The following is a 26,307-nucleotide window of genomic DNA, read 5'->3' as shown; positions in this document are numbered from 1 at the left end:
AGGACCTCTCTGCTTCGCGGGCGCTATTTGCCCGCCAGCACCAATCCTGCCCAAGCCGCCCGCCAAGGGGCAGGCACATTTCCTTGGCCCGACGATAGCCGGTCTTCCGTCCGGCCTTCGCTTAGCCTGGCAGACCTACCGCGCGTCGCTCCCCGCGCTCAGCACCGCGCCGCCACGGCCATCCTGCAGGAACACCGCGCTGCGTAGGCCGCCGGTCGCAGGCGGATAGGCAAAGCGCACTGCCGCGCCGCTCCACGCGCCAAGCCGGGTAAGTTCGCGCACGAGGTTCCGGTGCGGCAGGGTGCGACCGCCATTCTCACCCGCCTTGATCGGCACCTCGATCGTGCGCGGATCATAGCGCACCAGCCAGACATCGGCCGGGCGCGCGGGAGCAGCGCCCTTCGCAATCGTCACGCTGCCAGCGCCAACGCTCGGCACCGGCGCGGTGATCCTGACCGAAGCGATCGCGGCCTCCACCGCGCGCGGGTTGGCACCGCTCACACTCTGCTGGCCGTTGATCCAGAACTGCGGCGTCGCCACCTCGTGGCTTGGCGAACGCGCCGCGAAATCGCGCTGGCGCTGGGTATACGCGGGGCTGGCGAACTTGTCCTTCCAGCCAAGGTAGTCCCAGTAGGTCACCTCGAACGCGAGGGGGATCACGTTGGGGCGGCCGGCATTGCCATTGAGCCAGGCCTCGGCAGGCGGACAGCTGGAGCAGCCCTCACTCTGGTAGAGCTCGACCAGCACGGGCGCGGCGGGAGCGGCGGCAACACGAGGAGCCGCAGGGGCGCTCGCCATGGCGGTGCTGATCAAGGCGTGGCCCGCAAGCACTGCCGAACCAGCAAGACCCAGCGGCAGGGCAATCGCGGCAAGACGGCGGACAAGGGACGGAGATCGGGACATCGGAAAAACCTTCACAAGGTCTGGGGGAATGCCTGCAGGTTCGCTGCGTTCCTTTCACCGGTTACAACGTCTGCCTGCCCGCGCACTTGACAGGCGGGCCTGCCAAGGCAACGCCCCGGACACGCCGTTTCCATAGAAAGCCACAGCCTCGTGCAACCCTGCCTCCGCCATGCTGCCCTGTCTCCGTTGCTTGCCGGCATCGCCCTGCCGTCGCTCGCCTTGGCTGACGAGGCTGCGCCGGATCAGATCGTCGTGACTGGGCGCGGGCTAGATGCTGCTCCGGCGGCTGTCGCCTACGATGTTCAGGATATCGACCGTGACCGGCTGGCCGTCGCCGCCTCGGGCCGGCTCGAGGATGCGCTCTCCGCCGCTGCCGGTTTCCAGCAGTTCCGCCGTTCTGACAGCCGCGCGTCCAATCCTTCCGCACAGGGCATCACGCTGCGCGCGCTTGGCGGCAATGCCACGAGCCGCACGCTGCTGCTGCTTGATGGCGTGCCGATGGCTGATCCGTTCTTCGGCTACGTCCCGCTTTCCGCGCTTGCGCCGGAGCGATTGGCCATGGCCCGCGTCACCCGTGGTGGCGGCTCGGGCGCGTTCGGCGCGGGTGCGGTCGCTGGCACCATCGACCTGACCAGCGCAGGCCCGGACCAGCTTGGCCTGTTCGGCGGACGTGCGCTCGTCGATGATCGCGGCGAGACGGAGGTTTCCGCCACGCTCGCGCCCAGGCTTGGCGCGGGGTATCTGGTCGCCTCGGGCCGATGGGACCGTGGCCGCGGCTTCTGGACCACGCCGGTGGACCAGCGCGTCCCCGCCAGCGTGCGTGCCCGCTATGAAAGCTGGTCCACCAGCTTGCGCGCGGTGGCTCCGCTCACCGGCGGTATCGAACTGCAAGCCCGCGTCGCCGCCTTCAATGATGCGCGCACGCTCCGCTTTGCCGGAGCTGACACAGCTGCCAGCGGCCAGGACGCCAGCCTGCGCCTCGTCGGGCGCGGAGCGTGGCAGTTCGATGCCCTTGCCTATGTGCAGAGCCGCGATTTCAACAATGTGGTGATCAGCGCGCGCAACTTCCTCCCCACGCTCAACCAGCGCGCCACGCCCTCGACCGGCATCGGCGGCAAGTTCGAACTGCGCCCGCCGGTGGGCAAGGCGCATGTCCTGCGGCTCGGTGCAGACTGGCGCTATGCCGAAGGGAAGACCGAGGAGGACGTCTACACCGCCGGCAGGATCAGCGGCCAGCGCCGCGCGGGCGGCACCAACCGCGATCTCGGCCTGTTCATCGAGGATGACTGGACCCTCGGCCCGGTGATCCTCACCGCTGGCGCGCGCGCGGACCGCTGGTCGGTGCGCAATGGCCTTTTCGAGCAAACGCCGCTCGGTGGAAACACGGCGACCACGCTCTATCCGGACCGCTCCGGCTGGGACGGCAGCTTCCGTGGCGGCGCGGTGGTCAAGCTCGGCGGCGGCCTCGCCCTGCGCGGATCGGTCTATACTGGCCTGCGCCAGCCGACACTCAACGAGCTTTACCGCACTTTCACCGTGTTCCCCATCGTCACGCGCGCCAACGCAGCACTGCAAAACGAGAAGCTGCGCGGGTTCGAAGGCGGGCTTGACTGGCACCCCGCACCGGGCCTGTCGTTCTCGGCCACGGCGTTCGACAACAAGGTCCGCCACGCCATCGCCAATGTCACCATCGCACCCAACGTGCGCGAGCGGCAGAACGTCGATGCCGTCCACGCCAAGGGGATCGAACTGGGCGCGGAAGCAAAGCTCGGCGCGTTCTCGCTGAGCGGCTCCTTCGCCTATACTGATGCCAAGGTCGAAGCCCCCGGCACCGCGCTTGATGGCAAGCGCCCGTCGCAGACGCCGCGCTATGCCGCCAGTGCCACCGCCGCCTGGCGTCCCTCGCCGCGCACCACGCTCGCGCTCACCGTGCGGCACACTGGCGCGCAGTTCGAAGACGATCTGGAGACGGACATCCTGCCCGCCGCAACCACGCTCGATGCTTATGCCGAAGCGCCAATCGCCGGGCCGTTCAGCCTTGTGCTACGCGGCGAGAACCTGTTCGACGAAACCGTGGTGACGCGCAATTCGGGCGGCTCGATCGATCTCGGCACCCCGCGCACGCTCTGGGCGGGGGTGCGGGTGGCGTTCCGCTAGGGCAACAGCGCCGCCGGCACTTCCGGATAGCAGGTCGCCACATCGCCCAACGCCGCCTCGAGCGGACTGAGCCACGGGGCAAACGCCTTCCAGTGCTCCACTGCATCGGTGTAGATCGGCTGGCGCACCTGCTCCGAACTCGCCGTGCGCACCGCACGCGTGTTGCGGTGGAATTCGAGGCAGCTTTCCTCGAACGGCAGCCCCAGATAGCCTAGCAGGCGCCGCACTTCGTGCTCGGTCTCCGCCACCATCCGCTCGTAGATCACCCGGTGCACCGCCCCCGGCGCGGCCGCGTCGTAATGCGCCATCAGCTTCACATAGTCGCAGTAGTACCGCCCGATTTCGCCAAGATCATACGTGAACGTCTGCCCGCGCGCAAAATGCTGCTTCCAGCCCGAGAAACAGCACGACATCGGATGCCGCCGCGCATCGACGATCTTCGCGTTCGGCAGGATCAGCCGGATCAGCCCGACGTGCTGCCAGTTGTTGGGCATCTTGTCGGTAAACCGCGGGCGGTCCGTCTTCCGGTGCACCCGTGTGCGTTCGATATACTCCTCGCCCAGACGCAGGCGCTCAGCCGGCCCCAGCGAGCGCACCATCGCCGCGAAATCCGCAAACTCGCCTTCATCCACGCGTGATTGCAGCCGCGCTGCAATCACCATCATTTCCGAAAGCTCCATCGTGCCTTCGATCGCGCTGTGGCTTGAGAGGATCTGCTCGACCAGCGTGGAGCCCGAGCGCGGCAGGCCGACGATGAAGATCGGATCCTCCGCCGGGCAGCCGCCCTCCCCCATCCCGGCGATAAAGGCGCTGGTAAAGGTCGATGCAGTTGCATCCGCCTCGGCCGCAAGCAGATCGGGATCATAGCGTACCAGCGAACGGCGCAGGCGGTTGCCCTTGTCGTAGTGCTCGAACGACCGTGCGACTTCGCCCGCATCCTCGTAAGCCTTGCCGAGCGAGAAATGGAGGTGGAACACATCCTCGTCGCGGCCCGCCTCGCCCGTCAGCCCCGCCAGCGCGGCCTCCATGTGTGCGATATCATCGCCTTCCAGCTTCACCGTCTTGAGGTTGGCAAGGCTCCACCACGCTTCACCCAGGCTCGGCTGCTGCGTAACAGCTGTGCGGTAGGCCTTGATCGCCTCGCCCTGCTCGCCCAGCGTCTTGAGCACGTGGCCCAGGTTCTGCCACAGCAGCGGCTGCTCCGGCTGCGCCTCGAGCATGCGCTCATAGATCGTGCGCGCGCGGTCCTGATCGCCGAGCCGGACCAGCACCGAGGAGAGAATGAGGTCCGCCGCCGCACCTGCGACCGGACTGCGCGCCAGCATCTCGGCATGGACAAGCGCATCGGGCAGGCGGTTGACCTGCATCAGCAGCCGCACAAGGAAATCGCGTGCCAGATCGAACCCGGGCGCGAGCGTTACCGCCCGTTCCACCAGCCTCAGCGCTTCGGTCATGTCGCCGCGCCGCCACATCAGCTCGCCCTGCATGCGCGTACCGACAGGATCGTCCGGCAGGCGCGCGGCGCGTGCAGCGAGCTTCGCCTCGGCTTCGTCCAGCTTGCCCGCGTTGATATCGGCAGCGGCGGCCAGCAATTCAGGATCGCGCGAGGCGGCGTGCACAGCGGACAAGTCGGCCCGCCAGGCATCTTCCTCGCGCCCCGCCTTGCGCAGTTCGGAGGCGAGCAGGATCCACCCGCTGGCAACCCCCGGCTGCGTGCGCGTCAGCGCCTCGAGCGCGGTAACGGCTTCGGCGCTTCGCCCCGCCTCGCTCGCGGCCTGCGCGTGTTCCCACAGCACCATTGCAGGGCGGCGCGGACCGCCGGGGATCAGCATCAGCCTGGCGCAGGCCTCGGCCGGGCGGCGCAGGCGCCGCAGCGCCTGGCCAGCGACGAACAGTGCGGGCGGCAATCCGGGTACGGCACGCAGCGCCTCTTCGGCTGCCGCAAGCGCGAAGTCGGGCCTCGCCTCGACCTGCGCCGCCGCCGCATCGAGCGACGCCCGCAAAGCTGCCTGCGCCGGGGCCCTCTGTCCCGATCTGGCAGGGTTTCCTATATCCATCGTTAGTTCCCGCCCTCGCATATGCTGCATCATGTGCAGGTTTTGACACAGGTGCAACGCCGATGACCGGGACATGCTGCAAATGCGAAAAAGAATGTTGACTCTCGGCAACAATGTAGCATCTTGCCCTTTAGGACAGGCGTCAAGAAATGACCCAATCCGGGGGCAATTTTGCATTTTTCACGCCGTGCTCGCGCACGGTCAGCCAGAGGTCGCTAAGCGGCCATGGCTCAAGGGTTTTTCGCGATAATGCGAATTCGCAAGCGAAGACCCCGGTGACTGCGCTGCTTCGGCAGTGCGCTTTGCGGCCACGAGTCGCTTCGCAGGAACGAACGAAGGAGCTTTTGCAGACCAGAGTATCGACCCAGGGAGCCACACACGATATGACAAAGAAAACCGGTCGCCGGTCGCACACGCTGAGGGCGCTGTGCCTATCCACTATTCTTACCGGCATTGCCGCGCCTCACGCCACGTTTGCGCAGGAAGCGCTCGCGCCGCAGGCTGCTCCCGCTGACGATACCAAGCCGGCCGGCGGTTTCGACGAGATCATCGTCACCGCGACGCGCAAGTCGGAAAACGTGCAGAAGGTGCCGATCGCAATCCAGGCACTCAACTCCGATTTCCTTGCGCAGCGGCAGGTCAAGGGTCTTGCCGATTACGCCGCCCTGCTTCCTTCGGTCTCGTTCGCCGGCATCGGGCCGGGCCGCAGCGAGGTCTATTTCCGCGGTATCGTTCCCGCCGGCGGCGCTTATGCCTCGGTCGGCTACTACCTCGACGAAATCCCCATCACCGGTGCCGAGGTGCCCGATATCCAGGTCTATGACATGGAGCGTATCGAGGCGCTTTCCGGTCCGCAGGGCACCCTGTTCGGCGCCGGTTCGCTCGCCGGCGTGCTGCGCTTCATCACCGCCAAGCCCAAGATCGGCTCGTTCGAAATGGGCGTTGACACTGAAGTCAACAAGTTCGGCAAGGGTGACATGGGCGGCACCTTCAAGGGCTTCGTCAACATTCCCGTGAGCGATACGCTCGCCGTCCGCGCGATGGGCTACTACCGCAAGGAAGGTGGCTACATCGACAACACGCCCAACAACGGCAAGTTCAACGATGGCCGGCCGGCGGTGCTCAACCTGGGCGACGACAATCCGCTGACAACGTACACGCTCAACAACGCGTCGATCGCCAAGGACAACTACAACCCCGTCTACGAATACGGCGGCCGCCTCTCGATGCTGTGGGACGTGGCTGATGGTTGGGAAATCACGCCGTCGATCACCGCGCAGCGGCAGATTTCCTACGGCTACTTCGGCTTCGACCAGCGGCTCGGCGATCTTCAGGTCCACGACTATGATCTGACCCGCAGCGACGACAAGTGGTATCAGGCCGCGCTGACCATCCATGGCCATATCGGCGATTTCGATCTCGTTTCGGCGACGGGCTACTATCACCGCAACCGCAAGATCAACAACGACTATACCTACTACACCGTGGCTTATGACGGCTTCGGGCCAGGGTATGAAAGCTATCTGCAGTTCTTCGACAAGGCGGGCTGCACTGGCAGCGGTGCCTCGCTCAAGTGCACCACTCTGCTCAATCCGACGCAGTACTACCATGCCGACAACAGCCAGCGGAAATTCACTCAGGAACTGCGCCTGACGACACCGAAGTCCTGGCCGTTCGACGTGACGGTGGGCGGGTTCTACCAGCGCCAGAAGAACAACACGAACGACTTCTACGCGATCCGCGGGCTTGACAAGATCGTCGGCTACACCGCAGCCGGCGGCGGCGATACGAACTTCGAAGGTTTCGGCATTCCCGAAGCACAGGGCGGCACGATGATCCTCGGCACGCCTGCCGTGCGTGACGACGGGTTCTACATTACCGAGAACGACACGCTCTATCACGATACGGCAGCCTTCGCCGAAGCGCACTACAACATTACCCCGGCGATCAAGGTGACCGGCGGCATCCGCTACTTCTGGACCGATTACCAGATCACCGGTTTCGCCGGCGTGGCCAGCTCCGCGCTCAACGCACCTTCGATCTTCACGCCCACCGGCGCGGTCGGCTGCCCGCTGCCGCTCACGGGTGCGCGGCTCGAATGCCGCAACACCAACCGGCTCGATCCGGAAAGCATCGGCCGCTACAGTGAGAAGGGCGAGACCCACAAGGTCGTCGTCGACTGGCAGGTTGCCGACCAGAAGCTGGTCTATTTCAACTACTCGACCGGCTTCCGCCCCGGCGGCTACAACCGTCCGCTGCGCATCCGCGCCACCACGACGCAGCCGTCGGTGGTCGTGGCCGCTCCCGCCTTCAAGTCGGAAACGCTGACCAACTTCGAGCTTGGTTTCAAGACGACGTGGAACAACATTTTCCGCCTCAATGGCGCGATCTACCTCGAGAAGTGGAACAACATCCAATACGGCGTGGTCGTCGCGGGTGCCCAGGGCGCTGGCTACACCGGCAACGCCGGCAAGGCCGAGGTCAAGGGTATCGAATTCGATGCCGACCTGCGCCTCGGCAAGTGGACGATTACCTCCAGCGGCGCTTACAACGATGGCAAGCTGAAGGGCGACTTCTGCAACTTCGTCGCCAACCGCGCCGCGCAGACGATCGCTCAGCTTGATACCTGCTCGCTCGGCACCTTCATCGATGCTGACGGCAACATCGTGAGCGACAACAATGGCGGTACCAACCTCGGCACCCCGACGGTTGCCGCGGCAAACGGCACCCGCCTGCCACGCCAGCCCAAGTTCAAGGGCACGACCACGATCCGCTACGACACGGATATCGGCGACTACAAGACCTACTTCCAGGCAGCTGCCCTGTATCAGACAGGCGCCACGCAGGACCTCAACGTCGAAAACAACAACTTCCTCGGCAATACGCCGGGCTTTATCAGCTTCGACTTTGCGGCCGGCGTCAAGAAGGAGCACTGGACGATCGATGCGTTCATCCAGAACGCCTTCGACCGGCGTGGCCAGCTGACCCGCAACACGTTCTGCTCCGTCTCGGTCTGCTCCGGTTCGAGCCGCACGTTCATCATCCGCCCGCAGTTCTTCGGGCTCAAGATCGGCTATCGCTACTGAGGCGCAGGCCAGATTGAAGCAAACAGACAGCCCCTCGCGGTTTCGGCCGCGGGGGGGTTTTGTTTTGCCCACCTTTTCATCAGTCCTGCGCGGGCGGATATCCAAAGCGCCGCGCACGGCGCACGCGGCTTTCGCTTCCAGCCATCCCGGGAATGACGAAGGTTGAGGTGGCCAGAAAAAACCCCTCCCGCAACGCGAGAGGGGTTCTTGATGCCCCGGATTTGGAGCTCGATCAGTGAGATATCACGCCAGCGAAAGCGGCAGGCTGCGCAGGCGCTTGCCGGTCGCATCGCGGATCGCGTTGGCAATCGCGGGGATCACCGGCGGCAGCGTCGGCTCACCAAGGCCGGTAGGCGGATTGTCGGTCACCACCCAGGTGATCACGACCTCACCCGGCGTCTGGTTGATGCGGAGTAGCGGGAAATCACCGAAGTTTTCCTGCGTCACGGCGCCGGTTTTCTGCTCGATCGGCTGCCACACCATCGCCTGCGCGATGCCGTCGATCACCGCGCCCTGCATCTGGTGCTCGGCATTCAGGGGATTGATCACCTGACTGCCGATGTCACCCGCAACCCAGACCTTGTCGATCGTGATCGTGCCGTCAGTCACGGTGAGGTCAACCACCTCGGCAAAGTAGCCACGGTGGCTGAAGTAGAACCCGAAACCGCGCCCCTTGCCCCCATTGGCTCCGGACGGGGCCGAGCGTTTGCCGGTCCACCCGGCAAACTTGCATACTGCATCGATCACCCCGCGCGCGCGGCCGGTGTCGAAGGGCGTATCATCGGGCTCCGGCGGCAGTTGCCGCGTGGCGCCCAACGTGCGGCGCATGAGTTCGGGCAGATCCGTCCCCGCCGCCTCGGCCACTTCATCGAGAAAGCCCTGGAACACGAAGGAGACCGCATTCGAGGTCGGCGCGCGCAGCCAGCCCGTGGTGAGGTTGGTCTTGAGGAACGACATGCCGAAATGCACATCGGGCAGCACCGGCCCCGGAAACTCGGTCGCCCGCATTTCCGCGGCTCGCATCGGCTTCCCGTCGGCGCCGAAAGTGATGAAGTGATCCTTCAGCGCTACCAGCGCGCCGCTCGCATCAAGCCCTGCCGTCATGCGGTGCCATCCGCCCGGCCGGTAGTAATCGTTGCGCATGTCGTCGGTGCGATCGAACAGCAGCTTGACCGGGCGGCCCGGCACCGCCTTCGCCACGCAGGCGGTGAGGATCATGAAATCGCTCATCAAACGCCGGCCAAAACCGCCGCCGATACGCGTCATGTGGATCGTCATCGAGGCAGGATCGATGCCGAGCACCTTGGCGATATCGCCGCGCGCCGTGCCCGGATCCTGCGTCGGTGCCCAGAATTCAAGCTTGCCGTCCGCATGCCACAGCGCGGTGCAGTTCTGCGGCTCGAGCGTGGCGTGGGCGAGGAACGGATAGGCATAGTCCGCCGTCACCACCTTCGCCGCCTTGGCAAGCGCCGCATCGGCATTGCCTGCCTTGAACAGATCCGCTGTCGGTGCCGCGCCCATCAGGGCTTTGGCCATGGCGCTGTACCCATCGGTCGAATAGCCGTCGAAGCCCGCTGTATCCCACTCCACAGCCAGCTTCTCGCGCGCCTTGTGGACCCGCCACCAGCTGTCGCCGACGATCGCCACGGCATTGTGCTTGCCCGCCGGGATCTCGCCATCGGTGACCGGCACCACGGCCAGCACGCCCTTTTCCTTGCGGACGGCGGCATCATCGAAGCTCTTGAGCGTCCCGCTGATCACCGGACACTTGACCATCGCGGCATAGAGCATGCCTGCCGGATGCGCATCGATGCCGAACAACGGTTCGCCGCGCACGATGGCGGGCGTATCGACGCCCTTCATCGACTTGCCAACGATCTTGAAGTCCTTGGGCGACTTGAGCGGCACCTTTTCGAGATCGGGCGCAGCGACCTTCGCCGCGATCGGCGCGAGCGCCGCGTACGTGATCGAGCGGCCGCTGGCGGCGTGCAGCACCTTGCCCTCGCTCGTCGTCAGGCTTGCGGCAGGCACGCCCCATTGCTGCGCTGCGGCGGACACCAGCATGGCGCGCGCACCGGCACCCGCTTGCCGCGCGGGCAGCCAGTTGAGCGGCGTCGTCATGCTGCCGCCGGCAAACTGCGGGCCATACTTGGCGGCATTGTCGTCAGCCTGCTTGATCTTCACCTGGCTCCAGGCGACGTCGAGTTCCTCGGCAATGAGCATGGGCAGCATGGTTTTCACGCCCTGGCCGATCTCGGGATTCTTCGCGAGGATCGTCACCGTATTGTCTGGCGCGATGCTCACGAACACGCCTAGCATGGCGGGCTCGCCGCCGCCCGGTGCAGCAGCGAAGGCGAGCTTCGCTTCGAAGGTAAGCGCAGCACCGCCGGCAAGCGAGGCGGCAATGAACGAGCGGCGGGAGACAGAAACGGCGTTCATGCGGCGGCTCCCGAAATGGCCTTGCTCGCCTCGGCGATGGCCTTCTGTATCCGCAGATACGTGGCGCAGCGGCAGATGTTGCCCGCCATCCCGGCGGTCACTTCGTCAGCGGAAGGCTTGGGCGTTGCGGTCAGCAGCGCGGTGGCGGACATGATCTGCCCCGCCTGGCAATAGCCGCACTGCGGCACGTCGAGCGCAGTCCACGCCTCGACCACCTTGGCGCCGACCGGCGAGGCCGTCACGCCTTCGATCGTCACGATATCCTTGCCGGCGGCATCGGCCAGCGGCGTCTGGCACGAGCGCACCGCTTCGCCATTCAGGATCACCGTGCAGGCGCCGCAGAGCCCGGCGCCGCAGCCGAACTTGGTGCCCGGCATATTGAGATCTTCGCGCAGCACCCAGAGCAGCGGCTTGTCAGATTCGACATCCACGGTGCGGGGCTTGCGGTTAACGGTCAGCGAGATCGCCATTGCGGTCCTTTCGAGCAGCCGGGGCGGCAAATGCGCGCCAAACCGGCGAATGCGGGGAAAATCGGGCCTTGTCTTGCCCCGGATACAACGCGGTATCGATAGAGGCTTGGCCGAGTAATAACTGTCTAATTTCAGGAGCTTAAAAAACCTGAACAAAGTCTGTACAAAGTTCAGGATTCCGTCAAGAGCGATTTGCCGGAAGGGCGCTCTGGTGAGGTTCCGGCGCGCATGCTACGCATGACCCATGGATCGTAATACCGTCACGCTGGTCGAGGCACACCGCGAAGGTGGGATCGCAGGCGATGAAGGTATGGTCACCGGCCCCCGCCCCGGCACTTATGCCCGCGGCACCGAAACCGTCGATGCCATTCTCAAGGCCGCACACGACGTGCTGATCGAGGAAGGTGCCAGCGCTTTCACCATCCGCCGTATCGCCACCAAGAGCGGCATGAAGGTCGGCAATGTCAGCTATCATTTCCCGCGCAAGGAAATGCTCATCAAGATCATGCTGGACGAGCTCCTCGACAGCTATGACAAGCTGCTTGAAAGTCAGGTCCGCCAACCCGGAATCGCTCCGGAAGACCGCCTCCGCCTGATCGTGAAGCTGTGCCTCGACGATATCGCCGGCAAGCGCACCACGCGCCTGTTTACCGAACTGTGGGCGCTCGCCAACCACAACCCCTTCGTCGCCGATCGGGTGCGCGCCTTTTACCAGCGCGTGCACGATTTCATCGGCGAAGTGGTGACAGAGCTCAACCCCGCGCTTTCGCCCGACGAGGTGGCCACGGTCGCGCTCTATGTCAGTGCTTCGATGGAAGGCACGACTCCGTTCCTCGGTTTCGAGAAGCCCTGGGCCGCAAAAATGCCGCAGATCACCGCGATCGCCGCCGAGGCCATGGTTTCACTGGTGAAATCGATCACCCCGCAGCAGATCGCGGCCCGCACCTGACCCCTGCCGCGCTTTTTTTGCGGCTCTCCACCGGAACCGCGCGATCGGCGCTACAAAGCGCTTGACTAAAACTGGACGCTCGTCAAATCTTCTTCGCAGGCGCACAATGTGCATGGGGTTCAGGCGTTTCAGACAGAAGGGGCCAGGCCAGATGAAGATGATGAAGGTTCAGGGCAAGTCTCCGCTCTCCGCTAGGGCCAGGTACACCGCCGCGGCTGTCTCCGCGCTCGCTCTGCTGGGCAGCGTTCCCGCTGCGCACGCAGCCGATCCGCTGCAGCCGGACCCGGAGCTTGAGGCTGTCACACTCTCCGCACCGAAGCCGAGCTGGGTGTTTGTCGAGCGCGGCTTCGTCGTCCCCGGCAATTCGATCTACGATACCGAAACCGGCAAGATGCTCGGCATGGTCGAGGCTTCCACGCTGTCGGACCTCTCGATCGATCCGGCCGGCAAGGCCTACTACGTGTCGGAAAGCATCTGGACCAAGGGCTGGCGCGGCACGCGGCAGGACATGATCACGGTCTATGATTCCGCCACGCTCAAGCTGAAGACCGAAATTGCCATTCCCGGCCGCATCCTGATCGGCGGACGCAAGTTCAACTTCGTGATCGCGGACGAGGGCAAGACGGCCTACGTCTACAACCTCGATCCCGCCTCGTCGGTCAACGTCGTCGATCTCGCCAAGGGCAAGTTCGTCAAGAAGATCGAGCTGCCCGGCTGCGCCAGCCTGATGCCGGTCACCGGCGTCGGCTTCTCGGCGCTCTGCTCGGATGGATCGCTGGCGACGGTAAAGACGGCTGGCGCCAAGCCGGAGATCACGCGTTCGGCCCCGTTCTTCTCGGCCACCAACGATCCGATCTTCGACAACTTCGGCTACGACGGCGCCAAGCAGACCGCCGTGTTCCTGACCTATACCGGGCAGGTCTACACCGCCAAGCTGGGCGCGACGCCGACGATTTCGGAGCCGTTCTCGATCCAGGCCGCTGCCGGCGTCTCGCCCGCCGATACCAAGCCACTCGATGTGCACTGGTATCCCGGCGCGCGTCAGGGCCTTGCCTATCACCTCGGCACCGGCCACGCTTTCGTGCTGATGCACACCGGCGAATACTGGACGCACAAGGAATCCGGCACCGAATTGTGGGAACTCGATGTCGCGGCCAAGAAGGTCGTGAAGCGTATCCCGCTGGAAGATCCGGCCTCTGCCGTCGCCGTTACGCAGGAGCCCAACGCCAAGCTCATCCTCTCGGGAGAAAGCGGCACGCTCCATATTCTCGATGCCAAGACCTTCGAAGAGAAGTTCAAGCTCGAGAAGTCCGCTGGCGGCGTGCTGCGGACGCTTGAGCCCTGATGGCAGACAGCAGCACCTTGACACTGGCTGCAATTGGCGGGACCGGCATTGGCGTTCTCGGCCTTGCGGGAGCGATGGGGGTTGGCCTCGTCTTCCTGCAGGCCGCCCTCGCCAAGCTGCGTCATCGTGAGATCCTGTCGGGTGTCATCGCAAACTACCGGCTGCTGCCCGCCGCGCTCGTCGGTCCGGCTGCCATGCTGCTGGCTCCGGCTGAACTTGCCGTCGCCATCGGCCTGCTGCTGGGCGGACAGGCCCTTGCTGCGGCGGTCGCCATCGCGCTGCTGGTGATTTTCGCCGCTGCCATGGCCATCAACATCACGCGGGGGCGCCGCGAGATCGATTGCGGCTGCGGTCGTTCGCAGCTGCGCCAACCGCTCAGCTGGCTGCTTGTCACCCGCAATCTGCTGCTTGCGGCGCTGCTTGTCCCGCGCCTTTTGCCGGGCGCTGCGTCCACTTATGCCGATCTCGCCATCGCACTGGCCGGCGGCCTGGCGGTGTTCGTGATCGTCCAGCTTTTCAACGCCATCGGGGCGCTTGCGGCATCACCGCTCGCCGCCTCGCGGAGGTAGCCGAATGTTGCAAGCCCTGCTCGTCTCGACGATCCTGTCGTGGGTCGTAATCCTCCTGCTGGGTGTTGCGCTGCTTGCGCTGGCCCGTCAGGTCGGCGTACTGCACATGCGCGTTGCCCCTGCCGGTGCTTTGACGACGTCCGCAGGCCCCGCTGTCGGCAGCGCCGCTGCTGCAATCCCGGCCACGACGATCGAAGGCACACAGACCACAGTCGGTGGCCACCTCCACGGCGTGCCGCTGCGCCTCCTCATGTTCGTCTCGCCCTCCTGCCCGCTCTGCAAGAACCTCATTCCGGTGGCGAAGTCCTTCGCCCGTGATGAGCGCCTGCAACTCGTCTTCATCGGCGATGACGACGTTGCTGCGCAGCGCCAGATGATCGCGGAGCACAGCCTTGGCGGCTACTCGTTTATCAATGGCCCCGAAGTCGGCCAGGCTTACGAAGTGGCAAAGCTGCCCTACGCCGTCCTGATGGACGAGCACGGCACGATCCTCTCGAAGGGCCTCGTCAACAGCCGCGAGCATCTCGAAAGCCTCGTGATCGCCCACGAAATGGGCATTCGCTCGGTTCAGGACTACATCGGCAAGCTCAAGGCCGTCGTCAATTGATCGCCCTCATCCACTCACAAGAACACGGTTCCAGCGCACAACAGGGGACAAGCTCATGAAGACCTTCAATCCCGACGCCATGGGCGAGAAGCTGCTCCGCCGCTTTGCCGGCGGCACCTCACGCCGCGGCATTCTCGCCCGGCTCGGCCTCGCGCTGGTCGCCGCGCCGGTATTCCCGGTCCTTCCGGTCAGCCGCGCCAGCGCTGCCAAACCGGACCGCTCGCCCGAGGCGAAGACCACCTTCGCCCGTAATGCGCAGAGCAAGGACGATACCAAGTGCGATTACTGGCGCTATTGCGCGATCGACGGCTCGCTCTGCTCGTGCTGCGGCGGCGGACTCAATCGCTGCCCGCCGGGCGCGGAGCACTCGCCCGTCTCTTGGGTCGGCACCTGCATCAATCCTGATGACGGCCGCGCCTATCTGATCGCCTACCGCGATTGCTGCGGCAAGGCCTATTGCAACAAGTGCGATTGCGACGGCACCGACCGTGAGACGCAGCTCTATGTGCCGCAGCTCAACAACGATGTGATCTGGTGCTTCGGTACGACCAGCATGGAATACCATTGCTCGACAGCAGTGCTCGTCGGCACGGCCTGACGCAGCAGCGACGCTGGGGGTTCCGGCAGGCGGCGAACGGGTCTAAGGAAGGGCGTATGAAGAAGCGCATGGGCCTGATCGTCGCCGCAACGCTGTTCGGCGTGCTGTCGCTCGGCACGCTGCGCGCGGCCGAGCCGGACAATCACTCGCCCGAAATTTCAGCCGCCGTCCGCGCGACGATGGTCGATCCCGAACTCGCGCAGAGCGATTTCATCGAGAACTGCGCAGGCTGCCACGGGCTGCGCGGAACCACCGTCCCTGCCCATCTGCCCGAGATCAAGGACCGCGTGGGTTGGTTCATGTGCACGCCGGAATCGCGCGCCTATCTGCTGCGCCTGCCCAATGTCGCCCACAGCCGCATCACCGATAACGCCCAACTCGCCGACCTGATGAACTACGTGGTTTTCGTACTCGGCGGCAAGAGCGTGCCGGCGGGCACCAAGCCGTTCACTGGCGAGGAAGTCGCGCATGAACGCCAGTTCGCGCTCACCAGCGTCTCGCTGAAAGCCGAACGGTTGCGGCTGGCCAACGAAGCCATTCACAAGTGCCGCGCGCCTGCGTCGCTCCGTCTGCAATACCCGGGTTCCACCCAATGAGTGTTCACGGCGGGATCGCGCACGATGATCGCAGCATTCTCGGCCTTCTGATCGAAGGCGCGGAAGACGGCGTCGATGGCGTGCTTATTACGCTCACCGGCATCGAAGGCGGCTCCTCACGCGGGATCGGCGCGCAGATGGCCGTGCTTGCCGATGGCCGCAGCGCTGGTTCTTTCTCCGGCGGCTGCGTGGAGGCGGCGGTGATTGCCGAAGCGCAGGACGTGCTGGCGCAGGGGCGTGGCCGCACCGTGCGCTATGGCATCGGCTCGCCCTATCTCGATATCCGGCTGCCTTGCGGCGGCGGCATCGATCTCCTGTTCACGCCCCGCCCCAATCCTGCGGTGCTGCGCGAAGTGCTGGCGCGGCTCGATCAGCGCAAGGCCGCCGTGCTGCGGCTCAGCGAGGGCGCTGCCCTGCTATCCGATACACTGGGCGCACAGGGCTTCCAGCGCGCCTACGCTCCGCCACTGCGGCTGGTTGCGCTCGGCCATGGCGAGGACCTGACCGCGCTCGTGCGCCTTGCCCGCGCCTTCGGCATCCGTGTCGAGGCCTATGCCCCGGCGAGCGACCGCATCGCTGCAGCCGAGCCCGGGGTCACTCCGCTGGCAAGCCGCACCGCCCTTCCCGAACTCGTCGGCGATCCCTGGACGGCCTTCGTTTTCCTGTTCCACGATCACGATTGGGAGGAACAACTGCTCCCCCACGCGCTGGCTCAGGACGGGTTCTACCACGGCGCTGTCGGCAGTGCGCGCACGCACCACGCGCGCCTCGCCGGGCTGCGCACAATCGGCGTTCCGCAGGCGAGCCTCGACATGCTGCGCGGCGGTATCGGCCTGATCCCCGCGACACGCGATCCCGCGACGCTGGCGCTCTCGATCCTGGGCGAAGTGGTGCAGGACTATCAGGCCTGCGCCGGCATGCCGGGCTGGAGCGGCCGCGCGCCGGGCCGGATCGGGCACGATCCCGCCGCCCATGTCCCCACCCGCAACTGACGCCGATTTCACAGGTATCGCGCTGGTCCTGCTCGCTGGCGGGCAGTCAGCGCGTTTCGGCGGACCCAAACTGGTTGCGTCGCTCGAGGGAAAACCGCTGGCCCTGCATGCCGCCGAAATGCTGGCGGCCCTCCCTTTCGCTGCGCGCTATGCCGTGGTCGGTCCCAATGTGCCGGACCTCTCCGCACTCGGCTACACCTGCGTGCCGCTGACTCCGCCCGGAGCCCCACAGGCCCGCTCGCTCGCCCTAGGCGTTGCCGCTGCGCAGGCGAACGGCGCGCGCGCCGTGCTGGTCGCCCTGGCGGACATGCCGCTGGTCCCGGCGGCTCACATCTACGCGCTCGTCAGTCGCTTCAACGGTGACCGCATCGCAACCGAGGCGAACGGCGTGATCATGCCCCCCGCCCTGTTCGGCGCCGCCCACTTTGCCGCCCTTACCGCGCTGGAGGGCGATCGGGGCGGCGCGGTGCGGCTCAAGGGCGCGCCCACGGTGTCACTCGATCCGCAACTGGCGCTCGACGTGGACCGGCCCGAAGACCTGGCACGCGCCGAAGCGCTGCTTTAAAGCAGCGCCCGCTCCACCGCCTTGTGCCACCCCGCAACGAGGTCGCCGCGCAGAGCTGCGCTCATCTTCGGTTCGAAGCGCCGCTCGCTCGTCCAGGTCGCCTCCAGCGCGGCCAGATCGCTCCACACGCCCGTGGCCAGCCCAGCAAGGAACGCCGCGCCCAGCGCTGTCGTCTCGACGCTCACCGGCCGCTCGACCGGTGCGACCAGCACATCGGCGAGGAACTGCCCCAGCCAGTCGTTGGCCGCCATACCGCCATCGATGCGCAGCGCGGCATCACCCGGATTGGCATCTTCCCGCATGGCATTGATCAGATCGAGCGTCTGGTAAGCTACCGATTCCAGCGCGGCGCGGGCCACATGAGCAGCGCCTGCATCCAGCGTCAGCCCACAAATCAGCCCGCGCGCGTCGGGGTTCCAGTGCGGCGCACCAAGCCCTACGAACGCTGGCACCATATAAACGCCGTGGTTGTCCGGCACGCGCACCGCCATGTCATGCGTGTCCGATGCGTGCGTGATGATCTTCAGTCCGTCGCGCAGCCACTTCACCGCCGCACCCGCCACGAAGATCGCGCCTTCCAGCGCATACGTCGTCTCACCGTTCAGCCGGTAGCCCACGGTGGTGAGCATGCGCTTCTTTGACGGGATCGGTTTGTTGCCGATGTTCATCAGCGCGAATGCGCCAGTGCCATAGGTCGTTTTGGTCATGCCGGGCCGGAAACAGGCCTGCCCGAACAGCGCCGCCTGCTGGTCCCCTGCCATACCCGCAATCGGGATCGCGCGGCCCAGGATCGCCGGATCGCACTCCCCGAAGATATGGGAATTGTCCTGCACTTCCGGCAAAACCGAGGCGGGCACGCGCAGCAGGCGCAGTAGTTCCTCGTCCCATTGCTGCGCGCCGATATCGAACATCAACGTGCGCGAAGCATTGGTCGGATCGGTCGCGTGGACCTTGCCCCGCGTCAGCCGCGAAAGCAGGAAGCAATCGATGGTGCCGAAAGCAAGCTCGCCGCGATCCGCTGCCGCCCGCGCACCGGCCACTTCGTCGAGAATCCAGGCGAGCTTGGTGCCCGAAAAATAGGGATCGAGCAGCAGGCCGGTCTTCGCGGCAAACAGCGGTTCCGCGCCATCGGCCTTGAGCCTTGCGCAAGTATCGGCGGTGCGCCTGTCCTGCCAGACGATGGCGCGGTGGATCGGCTTGCCCGTCGCGCGGTCCCACACCGCCACCGTCTCGCGCTGGTTGGTAATGCCGATGGCGGCGATGTCCGCCACGTCGATTCCCGCCTTGCCGACCGCCTCGCGCAGCACGGTGACCACGTCCTGCCAGATATCCTCGAGATCATGCTCGACCCAGCCAGAGGCCGGATAATGCTGCGCAAACTCGCGCTGCGCTACCGCGATCGGCTTTGCGGCTGCATCGAACACGATGCAGCGGCTGGAAGTGGTGCCCTGATCGATGGCAAGAATATAGGGGGGCTGCATGGGTCTCCTCTCGTGGCGCTCGGCCTTGGGCCCATGCCTATCCAAGCCGAGACGCCACCGGAAGCACCCTTTGCATCCAGCCCATAGAATTTTGAGATCGCACCAACCCGGCGAGCGCTACTTGCGTTGGTAGACCAGCTTCCCGCCGAGGAACGTCATGTCCACTTTGCCGGTCAGGAAGCTCTCCTCCGGTGCCGTCAGCGGATCGAAGGGCAGCACGATCATGTCCGCCAGCTTGCCCGGCTCAATGGTGCCCTTCTCGTTTTCCTCCCACGAAAGGTAGGCGCCGTTGGCCGTATACATGCGGATCGCCTCGGCCCGGTTGACGGCTTCCTCGGGCCCGCGGGCCACGCCGCTCGGCCCCTTGCGCGTGGTCGCGGCATAGAGCCCCACCAGCGGCCCGATGGGCAGGTTGTCGCTCGCAAAAGCCATGAACAGGCCGAACTTCCTCACCGGCGTCGCAATCGCGTTGTTGTGCGCAAGCCGCCAATCATCGAGCAGCGCGGAATAGCGATCATCGAGATTGTAGAGGAAATTGGGCTGCTGCGAGATCATCACGTGATCCTGCGCCATGATCGCCATAGTGTCCTCGGGCGGCATGATCGTGAAGTGATCGGTGAACCAGCGCCGGTCGTTCGGCCCATGTGCCGGATCGGGGATCGTGGTCAGCGCATTGTGATAGGCCCGAACCGTCTGCACGATGGCCGCATCGCCGATGCAGTGGATGCCCATCTGCCAGCCCAGCCTGGCCGCACTGTCGACCAGTTCCTGCAGCTCGGCATCGGTAAACCGGCCCTTGCCGCGAAAGCCCGGCTGGCCCTTGTAGTCCGCCAGCAGCCACGCGGTCGGCCCGGTGAACCCGCCATCGACCGCGTTCTCGCCGATCGCGCCGAGCCGCAGGTGATTGTCGCCATAGCCGGTGTGATAGGGGAACGCCTTTAGCCGCTCGGCGCCGGGGTGGATGATGTACATGGTGATGCGGGGCAGCTCGCCGCCCATCGCGGCGTAGACCTCCCGCGCGCGCTTCCAGGTCATGTTGGAAGCGCCCCACAGCGGATCGAGATCCTTGCTGTCGGTGCCGCCCTTGCCCACCGGCTCGTCGTCGATCGTGCCGCTGGCATCGTGAAAGCTGGTGATGCCGAGCGCGAGCATCTGCTTGAGCCAGGTGACCGTCGGCCCGCGCATCGCTGCCCAGCCCGGATCGGGAATGAACTTCGATACGATATCCATGCGCTCGCGGATGATCCCGCTCGGCTCACCGTTTGCGGCGCGCTCGATAAGTCCGGTCGCGGGCTCGGGCGTCGCCTTGTCAACCTTGGCGACCTTGAACGCCGCCGTGTTGTAGGCTGCCGAATGCGAACCCGCGCGCAGCAGCGCCACCGGGTTGTTCGGCGCGGCGGCATCGAGATCGGCGCGGCTCAGATTGCGCTTTTCGGCAAAGTTCGATTCCTGCCAGCCATAGCCGGTGATCCACTTGCCCGGCCCCAGTTCCTTCGCCTTGGCACGCAGCATGGCCTGCACTTCGGCAATGCTTTTCGCATCCTGCACGGCAATGTCATTGGGCGAGACGGGCTTGGGATGCAGGTGCGTATCGATGAAGCCCGGCATCAGCGTCTTGCCGCCAAGATCGATCACTTTGGGCGCGGAATAGGCATCCAGCAATTCCTCGCCGCCCACCGCCACGATCCGATCGCCCTTGACCGCCACCGCCGTCTTCAGCGTGAAGGCGCGGTCCACGGTGATGACCTGGCCTTTGTGGAGGATGAGGTCGACGGCTTCCTTCGCCCAGGCACTGCCTGCTGGCATCGCCACTGCCGCTGCAATCAGACCGCCCTGCAGCCACTTGCCGAACCGCGAACCTGCCATATCACTTCCCCCAACCCCGAACACTTGTCCTAGATCGTATCAAGGGGATTGGGGCCTGTCGATGGGCCTTCGCTCAGCACTCCACGACGTTGACCGCGAGCCCGCCTTGCGAAGTTTCCTTGTACTTGTCGCGCATGTCGAACCCGGTCTGGCGCATCGTCTCGATCACCTTGTCGAGGCTGACCATATGCTCGCCATCCCCCAGCAGCGCGAGCCGCGAGGCGTCGATGGCCTTCACCGCGCCCATCGCATTGCGCTCGATGCAGGGGATCTGCACCAGCCCGCCGACCGGATCGCAGGTGAGCCCGAGGTTGTGCTCCATGCCGATTTCAGCCGCATTCTCGATCTGCGCGTTGCTGCCGCCCAGCACCGCCGTCAGCCCCGCCGCCGCCATCGAGCAGGCCACACCCACCTCACCCTGGCAGCCCACTTCTGCGCCTGAGATCGAGGCATTGCGCTTGTAAAGCGCGCCGATGGCCGCCGCAGTCAGCAGGAACACGCGCCGCCCTGCCGTGTCACCACGATAGCAGCGCTCGTAATAGCGCAGCACCGCCGGGATGATCCCCGCCGCGCCGTTGGTCGGCGCCGTCACCACGCGGCCACCTGCCGCGTTCTCCTCGTTGACCGCCATGGCCCACAAGTTGATCCAGTCGAGCACCACCAGCGGATCGCTCAGCGCGGCCTGCTGGCGCGCGACGAGTTCGGCCGCGATAGCCTGCGCGCGGCGCTTTACGCGAAGGCCGCCCGGCAGCACGCCGCCCTGCGAGGTGCCGCGATCGATGCAGGCAGCCATCGTATCCGCAAGCAGATCGAGCCCGGCCTCCACTTCGGCAAGCGGCCGCAGCGCTGTCTCGTTGGCCAGCATCAGCTCGGCAATTGTCAGCCCGGCCGCGCCCGCCATGGCGATAAGCTCATCGCCGGTGGTGAAGGGATAGGGCACCGGCGCGGTATCGCCCGCCGGCGCATTGCGGCCCGCCTCGTCCTCATCGAGCACAAAGCCGCCGCCCACTGAATAGTATAACCGCCGCAGCAGCACGGCATCATCTGCGCCGAACGCGGCAAGCGCCATCGCATTGCTGTGGAAGGGCTGGCGCTCGCGCTGGTGGAAATGGAGATCATCCGCCGGTGCAAACCGCACCCGCTGCGTGCCGAGCAGGTCGATCTGCCCGGTCTCATGCACCGCCGCGATCTTAGCGGGCGCCGCGTCGATATCGATTTCGGCAGGCGTTTCGCCCATCAGCCCGAGCAGCACCGCAGTATCGGAGGCATGCCCCTTCCCCGTCAGCGCCAGCGAGCCGTAAAGGTCGACCTCGACCCGCGCCGTATCGGCCAACTGGCCGCGCTCTTCCAGCAGCAGGCCGAACCGCCGCGCGGCGACCATCGGCCCCACAGTATGCGAGCTTGAAGGCCCGATGCCGATCTTGAACAGTTCGAAGGTCGAGACGGTCATGCCGGATCGACGGCTACGCGCTCGGGAATCGCGGCGATCAGCGGGTCATGCCCCCATGCCGCCAGGGCGCGGACCAGATCGGCGCCCGGCAGGCCAACCGTAGCCGTGTTGCGCAAGGGGTGGACATGCACCGCATCCGCTGCCGCCAGTTCGGCATCGAGCACCACGCGCACCGCGCCGCCGGTATCGTTCATGGCTGCGAGCGGTGTCACCGATCCCGGCGTCACCCCAAGCAACCGCTCCATGTCCTCGGCCTTGCCGAAGCTCAGCTTCTTCGCGCCGATCACCCCGGCCAGCGCCTTGAGGTCCACGCGGCGCGAATGCTCCACCGTCACCAGCCAGAACTGCCCACCGCTGTCCTTGAGAAACAGGTTCTTGGTATGTGCGCCCGGCAACGCATCGTGGATCGCCAGGCTTTCCTCGACGGTGTAAACCGCCTCATGTTCGAGGATCGACCAACCGATCCCCAGCGCCGCGAGCGCGTCCTTCAGCGCCGCCTCGCTCATTTCGCACCGTGCATCGCGGCGAGAAACGCATGCCACAGCCAGGTCGCGAAGCTGCGCCAGACTTCGACGTGCCAGCGATCCTCTGCCTCGCGCCAGATCACCACTTCCACCGTCTCGAACACCGTGCGAGTTGCTCGGCCTACAGCCATCTTGGCCAGATCGAGCGGGCAACCGCTGGAGAGCACCGTCAGTGCTCCCGGCCCTTCGAGCACCAGCCCGAGCGCGCGTGAGGAGACGTCGACGACGCTGACAGGCAGGCCTTCACCGCGCGGCAGGTCGAAGTTGTCGGGCAGCACGACGTACCATTCATCCGGCCCAAGGCACGCGATCCCCGCATCGGTATCACCGATCCGCTTGGGGACCGTGCGGCCAAGCACGCCTTCCAGCACCGCCGGATCACGCGCACGCATCGAATAGCGCACCTTGCCCTCGGCGTGTGACAGACGCACCGTGGCTGTCTCGACTGGCACCGTGCCCAGCTTCAGCTCCGCCGCCGAAACCGCGATCTCTGCGATCTCAACCCCGATATCAGCCATTGAGGCGGCTCCCTTCGGCATCATAGAACATCGGCGCGACGACCTTGGCGCTGATCACGCCGCCCGGCATAGGCACGTGCAGGGTATCGCCCATCCGGTCACGCCCACCGGCCACCAACGCCATCGCGATGGAACGGCCCAATGTCGCGCTGTGATAGGATGACGTCACATGCCCAAGCATCGTCATTGGCACAGGCTGGTTCGGATCGGCGACGATCTGCGCGCCTTCCTCCAGCACTGCCTGCGGATCATCGGTGAGCAAGCCCACTAGCTGCTTGCGCCCCGGCGCCACGATATCGGGCCGCGCGAGCGAGCGTTTGCCGACGAAATCGGGCTTCTTCTTGCCCACGGCCCAGCCCAGCCCCGCGTCGTCCGGCGTCACCGTGCCATCGGTATCCTGGCCGACGATGATGAAGCCCTTTTCGGCGCGCAGCACATGCATCGTCTCGGTGCCATAAGCGACCGCGCCGTGCTTCTGTCCTTCGGCCCAGATCGCTTCCCACACCATGCGGCCATGCTTGGCCGGCACGTTGACTTCGAAGCCCAGTTCGCCGGTGAAGCTCACGCGGAACAGCCGCGTCTCGACGCCGCAGATCTGCCCCTCGCGCACCGACATATGCGGGAATGCCTCAGGCGAAAGGTCGATGCCCTCCACCAGCGACGCGATCACCCGCCGCGCCTTGGGGCCCTGCACCGCGATCACCGCCCACTGCTCGGTCGTGCTGGTGAGCCAGACGTCGAGGTCAGACCACTCGGTCTGGAGGTAGTCCTCCATCATGTTCAGCACGCGCGCCGCGCCGCCGGTCGTGGTCGTCAGGTGGAAGCGATCGGGCGCAAGCCGCGCCGAAACGCCGTCGTCAATGATAAAACCGTGCTCGCCGAGCAGCAGGCCGTAGCGGCACCGCCCCGGTTCCAGCGACTTCCACGGGTTCGTGTACATGCGATTGAGGAACTCGGCGGCATCAGGACCGACGACTTCGATCTTGCCAAGCGTGGAGGCATCGAACACCCCGACCGCGGAGCGCACCACGCGGCACTCACGCGCCACCGCTGCGTCCATGTCCTCGCTGCCTTGCGGGAAATAGCGCGCACGGCGCCACTGCGCGACGTTCTCGTAAACCGCACCGTGATCCGCCGCCCAGTCGTCGATCACTGTCTTGCGCAAAGGCTGGAACAGCGCTTCCTTGTGGTGCCCGAGGATCGCGCCGAAGCTTTGCGGCGTATAGGGCGGGCGGAACGTCGTCAGGCCGATCTCGGTCACCGGACGGTGCAGCACGCCCGAGGCGATCTGGAGGCCGTTGAGGTTCGAGGTCTTGCCCTGATCGGTCGCCATGCCGTTCGTGGTGTAGCGCTTGATATGCTCGATCGAGCGGAAACCTTCCTGCACTGCCAGACCGATATCGCGCGCCTTCACGTCGTTCTGGAAGTCGACGAAAGCCTTGCTTTCATGGAGCGGCACGGGCGCGGGCAGCAGCCCCAGTGAGAGGCCCTTGCCGAAGTCCCACGCGCCCGCGCAAGCGCCCACGCAGCGCAAGTTCTCGTGCGTCTTGTTAGGCAGAAACGCGCCCCAGGCCTCGTCCCAGCGCAAGGTGCCCTTGGCGTGGCTCCACAGATGCACCGTCGGCGTCCAGCCACCGGCCATCAGCACGGCATCACAATCGAGCTTCTGGCTCTTGCCCACACCGGCAAGCGCGATGGTCACGCCGTTTACCGCCTGCCGCCCGGAAACGCCCGTTACTGCATAGCCCGGATAGCAGGCGATGCGCGCATCGCGCGCTGCCTCGACCAGATCGGGCGCGGCATCGCGGCGGATATCGACAATCGCCGCAATCGGCACGCCCGCCTTGTGCAGCGCCAGCGCATCGCGCCATCCGCTGTCATGCACGGCCATCACGACGACCTTGCGGCCCACCGCGACACCGTAACGCAGCGCAAAGGTCTTCGCCGCGCTTGCCAGCATCACGCCGGGCACATCGTTGCCCTCGAACACCAGCGGGCGCTCGATGGCGCCCATGGCAAGCACGACCTCGCCCGCCCGGATACGCCACAGCTTCTCGCGCGGCCCATGCGCTTCGTCCACCGACAGGTGGTCGGTCAGCCGCTCGGCGGCGACCACGAAGTTCTGGTGATAGTGGCCGATTGCGGTGGTGCGCGAGAGGACGGTGACGTTGTCCATCGCCGCCAGCTTGGCCGATGCTTCCGCCAGCCAAGCCCACTGCGCCGGATCGCTGAGCGCGCCGCCGCCGATCTCTTCCTGCTCATCGATCAGGAACACACGGCCGCCGCTCACTGCCGCTTCAAGCGCTGCCGCGATGCCTGCGGGGCCCGCGCCCACCACCAGCGTCTCGCAATGCGCATAGGTCGCGTCGTAGTGATCGGGATCGCGCGTCGTCGGACTGTCGCCCAGACCTGCCAGACGGCGGATGATCGGCTCGTAGACCTTCTCCCACGCGGCGCGCGGCCACATGAAGGTCTTGTTGTAGAAGCCGGCCGGAAAGAACGCGGAGAACACGTTGTTGACCGCAATCAGGTCGGTCTTGAGCGTGGGGAAGCGGTTCTGGCTCGTCGCAGTTAGCCCTTCGTGCACCGGCACCGAAGGCGCGCGCAGGTTTGGCGTGCGGCGGCCCGGGCCGCGGTCCACGGTAACCAGCGCATTGGGCTCCTCGACGCCAGCACCCAGAATGCCGCGTGGACGGTGATACTTGAACGAGCGCCCGAATAGCATCTGCCCCTGCGCCAGCAGCGCTGAGGCGAGGCTGTCGCCCGCATAGCCCCAGCGGGCCTTGCCATCGAAGGTGAAATTGCGCTTCGTGCGGCGGTCGATCCGCCCGCCGTCTGCCAGACGAAAACCGCTCACTTGCGGGCCTCCCCGGCCTTGTAGGTTGTTTCAAAGACGTCGGTCACCGTATCGCGCACCGCGTTGAAGAAGCGCCCGCAGCCATGGCTGTGCCGCCAGCGCTCATGGTGCCGCCCGCGCGGATTGCTGCGGATGTAGAGCAGCTTCTCCCACTCCGCGTCCGAATAGGTCGAAGGATCGACAGGCCGCGCAATATGCGCCTCGCCGCCATAGACGAACTCGACCTCGGGCCGCGCCTCTTCGCAATAGGGGCAGTGAATCAGCAGCATGTAGTGTGC

The 26,307-nt window shown here is 65.7% G+C and carries 21 protein-coding genes; 10 read left to right on the top strand and 11 right to left on the bottom strand.

Translation table 11 applies throughout. The features are described 5' to 3' along the window. Positions 1-135: 135 nt before the first annotated feature. A complete protein-coding gene (locus ACODS2_RS20820; protein ID WP_489000473.1) occupies positions 136-903 on the bottom strand; it encodes a DUF1223 domain-containing protein in 768 nt (255 codons plus the stop codon). A gap of 150 nt (positions 904-1,053) precedes the next feature. On the opposite strand from ACODS2_RS20820, the gene ACODS2_RS20815 reads away from it, so the two are divergent. Continuing rightward, a complete protein-coding gene (locus ACODS2_RS20815; RefSeq protein ID WP_489000472.1) occupies positions 1,054-3,060 on the top strand; it encodes a TonB-dependent receptor plug domain-containing protein in 2,007 nt (668 codons plus the stop codon). Here ACODS2_RS20815 and ACODS2_RS20810 read toward each other — a convergent pair. After that, positions 3,057-5,117, bottom strand: coding sequence for a tetratricopeptide repeat-containing sulfotransferase family protein (locus ACODS2_RS20810; RefSeq protein ID WP_489000471.1), 2,061 nt, complete (start codon positions 5,115-5,117; stop codon positions 3,057-3,059). The two genes, ACODS2_RS20815 and ACODS2_RS20810, sit on opposite strands and share 4 nt — an antisense overlap. Before the next feature lie 383 nt (positions 5,118-5,500). Between ACODS2_RS20810 and ACODS2_RS20805 the strand changes: the two genes are divergently transcribed. Continuing rightward, positions 5,501-8,203, top strand: coding sequence for a TonB-dependent receptor (locus ACODS2_RS20805; RefSeq protein WP_489000470.1), 2,703 nt, complete (start codon positions 5,501-5,503; stop codon positions 8,201-8,203). Between the two features lie 243 nt (positions 8,204-8,446). On the opposite strand, the gene ACODS2_RS20800 is transcribed toward ACODS2_RS20805, so the two are convergent. Further along, a complete protein-coding gene (locus tag ACODS2_RS20800) occupies positions 8,447-10,642 on the bottom strand; it encodes a xanthine dehydrogenase family protein molybdopterin-binding subunit (RefSeq protein ID WP_489000469.1) in 2,196 nt (731 codons plus the stop codon). Further along, the gene (locus tag ACODS2_RS20795) at positions 10,639-11,112 is read right to left on the bottom strand and encodes a (2Fe-2S)-binding protein (RefSeq protein ID WP_298164347.1); all 474 of its coding nucleotides are present in this window, start codon (positions 11,110-11,112) and stop codon (positions 10,639-10,641) included. The genes ACODS2_RS20800 and ACODS2_RS20795 overlap by 4 nt, the downstream gene beginning before the upstream one ends. A 244-nt stretch (positions 11,113-11,356) precedes the next feature. On the opposite strand from ACODS2_RS20795, the gene ACODS2_RS20790 reads away from it, so the two are divergent. The 8 genes from ACODS2_RS20790 to ACODS2_RS20755 all read left to right on the top strand — a co-directional run bounded on the left by ACODS2_RS20790 (position 11,357) and on the right by ACODS2_RS20755 (position 17,333). After that, complete coding sequence (locus tag ACODS2_RS20790) at positions 11,357-12,061, top strand: TetR/AcrR family transcriptional regulator (protein WP_489000468.1); 705 nt, start codon at positions 11,357-11,359, stop codon at positions 12,059-12,061. A 151-nt stretch (positions 12,062-12,212) separates the two neighbouring features. Beyond that, a complete protein-coding gene (locus ACODS2_RS20785; RefSeq protein ID WP_489000467.1) occupies positions 12,213-13,406 on the top strand; it encodes an amine dehydrogenase large subunit in 1,194 nt (397 codons plus the stop codon). Continuing rightward, positions 13,406-13,975, top strand: a complete 570-nt coding sequence (locus ACODS2_RS20780; protein ID WP_489000466.1) for a MauE/DoxX family redox-associated membrane protein — start codon at positions 13,406-13,408, stop codon at positions 13,973-13,975. The genes ACODS2_RS20785 and ACODS2_RS20780 overlap by 1 nt, the downstream gene beginning before the upstream one ends. 4 nt (positions 13,976-13,979) lie before the next feature. Continuing rightward, positions 13,980-14,582, top strand: coding sequence for a thioredoxin domain-containing protein (locus ACODS2_RS20775; RefSeq protein WP_489000465.1), 603 nt, complete (start codon positions 13,980-13,982; stop codon positions 14,580-14,582). 55 nt (positions 14,583-14,637) lie between these two features. Beyond that, positions 14,638-15,180 (top strand): methylamine dehydrogenase light chain, encoded by a 543-nt coding sequence (locus ACODS2_RS20770; protein ID WP_298164335.1) that lies wholly within the window; start codon positions 14,638-14,640, stop codon positions 15,178-15,180. Between the two features lie 56 nt (positions 15,181-15,236). Continuing rightward, positions 15,237-15,776: a cytochrome C gene (locus ACODS2_RS20765; protein ID WP_489000464.1), complete on the top strand. Its 540-nt coding sequence runs from the start codon at positions 15,237-15,239 to the stop codon at positions 15,774-15,776. Continuing rightward, positions 15,773-16,768 (top strand): XdhC family protein, encoded by a 996-nt coding sequence (locus ACODS2_RS20760; protein WP_489000463.1) that lies wholly within the window; start codon positions 15,773-15,775, stop codon positions 16,766-16,768. Before ACODS2_RS20765 ends, ACODS2_RS20760 begins: the two co-directional genes overlap by 4 nt. Beyond that, positions 16,749-17,333 (top strand): nucleotidyltransferase family protein, encoded by a 585-nt coding sequence (locus ACODS2_RS20755; protein WP_489000462.1) that lies wholly within the window; start codon positions 16,749-16,751, stop codon positions 17,331-17,333. The genes ACODS2_RS20760 and ACODS2_RS20755 overlap by 20 nt, the downstream gene beginning before the upstream one ends. Here the strand turns inward: ACODS2_RS20755 and glpK are convergent. The 7 genes from glpK to ACODS2_RS20720 all read right to left on the bottom strand — a co-directional run bounded on the left by glpK (position 17,330) and on the right by ACODS2_RS20720 (position 26,298). Next, positions 17,330-18,814 carry a glycerol kinase GlpK gene (gene glpK / locus ACODS2_RS20750; protein WP_489000461.1) on the bottom strand — a complete coding sequence of 495 codons (1,485 nt, stop codon included), beginning with the start codon at positions 18,812-18,814 and terminating at the stop codon, positions 17,330-17,332. The two genes, ACODS2_RS20755 and glpK, sit on opposite strands and share 4 nt — an antisense overlap. Positions 18,815-18,931: 117 nt before the next feature. Further along, a complete protein-coding gene (locus tag ACODS2_RS20745) occupies positions 18,932-20,680 on the bottom strand; it encodes an amidohydrolase (protein WP_489000460.1) in 1,749 nt (582 codons plus the stop codon). Between the two features lie 73 nt (positions 20,681-20,753). Beyond that, the gene (locus tag ACODS2_RS20740; protein ID WP_489000459.1) at positions 20,754-22,130 is read right to left on the bottom strand and encodes an L-serine ammonia-lyase; all 1,377 of its coding nucleotides are present in this window, start codon (positions 22,128-22,130) and stop codon (positions 20,754-20,756) included. Next, complete coding sequence (locus ACODS2_RS20735; RefSeq protein ID WP_489000458.1) at positions 22,127-22,636, bottom strand: prolyl-tRNA synthetase associated domain-containing protein; 510 nt, start codon at positions 22,634-22,636, stop codon at positions 22,127-22,129. Before ACODS2_RS20735 ends, ACODS2_RS20740 begins: the two co-directional genes overlap by 4 nt. After that, on the bottom strand, positions 22,633-23,172 hold the full coding sequence (locus tag ACODS2_RS20730; RefSeq protein ID WP_489000457.1) for a sarcosine oxidase subunit gamma: 540 nt from the start codon (positions 23,170-23,172) through the stop codon (positions 22,633-22,635). The genes ACODS2_RS20735 and ACODS2_RS20730 overlap by 4 nt, the downstream gene beginning before the upstream one ends. Then, the gene (locus ACODS2_RS20725) at positions 23,165-26,029 is read right to left on the bottom strand and encodes a 2Fe-2S iron-sulfur cluster-binding protein (protein WP_489000456.1); all 2,865 of its coding nucleotides are present in this window, start codon (positions 26,027-26,029) and stop codon (positions 23,165-23,167) included. The genes ACODS2_RS20730 and ACODS2_RS20725 overlap by 8 nt, the downstream gene beginning before the upstream one ends. After that, the gene (locus ACODS2_RS20720; RefSeq protein ID WP_489000455.1) at positions 26,026-26,298 is read right to left on the bottom strand and encodes a sarcosine oxidase subunit delta; all 273 of its coding nucleotides are present in this window, start codon (positions 26,296-26,298) and stop codon (positions 26,026-26,028) included. Before ACODS2_RS20720 ends, ACODS2_RS20725 begins: the two co-directional genes overlap by 4 nt. Positions 26,299-26,307: the final 9 nt, after the last annotated feature.

It is taken from the genome of Novosphingobium sp. FG137 (assembly GCF_057809735.1).
This window is presented reverse-complemented; position numbering and strand designations above follow the sequence as displayed.

Coding starts and splice junctions, on each gene's coding strand:
- ACODS2_RS20820 (WP_489000473.1), bottom strand. CDS start 903: ATGTCCCGATCTCCGTCCCTTGTCCGCCGTCTTGCCGCGATTGCCCTG.
- ACODS2_RS20810 (WP_489000471.1), bottom strand. CDS start 5,117: ATGGATATAGGAAACCCTGCCAGATCGGGACAGAGGGCCCCGGCGCAG.
- ACODS2_RS20805 (WP_489000470.1), top strand. CDS start 5,501: ATGACAAAGAAAACCGGTCGCCGGTCGCACACGCTGAGGGCGCTGTGC.
- ACODS2_RS20800 (WP_489000469.1), bottom strand. CDS start 10,642: ATGAACGCCGTTTCTGTCTCCCGCCGCTCGTTCATTGCCGCCTCGCTT.
- ACODS2_RS20795 (WP_298164347.1), bottom strand. CDS start 11,112: ATGGCGATCTCGCTGACCGTTAACCGCAAGCCCCGCACCGTGGATGTC.
- ACODS2_RS20790 (WP_489000468.1), top strand. CDS start 11,357: ATGGATCGTAATACCGTCACGCTGGTCGAGGCACACCGCGAAGGTGGG.
- ACODS2_RS20785 (WP_489000467.1), top strand. CDS start 12,213: ATGAAGATGATGAAGGTTCAGGGCAAGTCTCCGCTCTCCGCTAGGGCC.
- ACODS2_RS20780 (WP_489000466.1), top strand. CDS start 13,406: ATGGCAGACAGCAGCACCTTGACACTGGCTGCAATTGGCGGGACCGGC.
- ACODS2_RS20775 (WP_489000465.1), top strand. CDS start 13,980: ATGTTGCAAGCCCTGCTCGTCTCGACGATCCTGTCGTGGGTCGTAATC.
- ACODS2_RS20770 (WP_298164335.1), top strand. CDS start 14,638: ATGAAGACCTTCAATCCCGACGCCATGGGCGAGAAGCTGCTCCGCCGC.
- ACODS2_RS20765 (WP_489000464.1), top strand. CDS start 15,237: ATGAAGAAGCGCATGGGCCTGATCGTCGCCGCAACGCTGTTCGGCGTG.
- ACODS2_RS20760 (WP_489000463.1), top strand. CDS start 15,773: ATGAGTGTTCACGGCGGGATCGCGCACGATGATCGCAGCATTCTCGGC.
- ACODS2_RS20755 (WP_489000462.1), top strand. CDS start 16,749: ATGTCCCCACCCGCAACTGACGCCGATTTCACAGGTATCGCGCTGGTC.
- glpK (WP_489000461.1), bottom strand. CDS start 18,814: ATGCAGCCCCCCTATATTCTTGCCATCGATCAGGGCACCACTTCCAGC.
- ACODS2_RS20745 (WP_489000460.1), bottom strand. CDS start 20,680: ATGGCAGGTTCGCGGTTCGGCAAGTGGCTGCAGGGCGGTCTGATTGCA.
- ACODS2_RS20740 (WP_489000459.1), bottom strand. CDS start 22,130: ATGACCGTCTCGACCTTCGAACTGTTCAAGATCGGCATCGGGCCTTCA.
- ACODS2_RS20735 (WP_489000458.1), bottom strand. CDS start 22,636: ATGAGCGAGGCGGCGCTGAAGGACGCGCTCGCGGCGCTGGGGATCGGT.
- ACODS2_RS20730 (WP_489000457.1), bottom strand. CDS start 23,172: ATGGCTGATATCGGGGTTGAGATCGCAGAGATCGCGGTTTCGGCGGCG.
- ACODS2_RS20720 (WP_489000455.1), bottom strand. CDS start 26,298: ATGCTGCTGATTCACTGCCCCTATTGCGAAGAGGCGCGGCCCGAGGTC.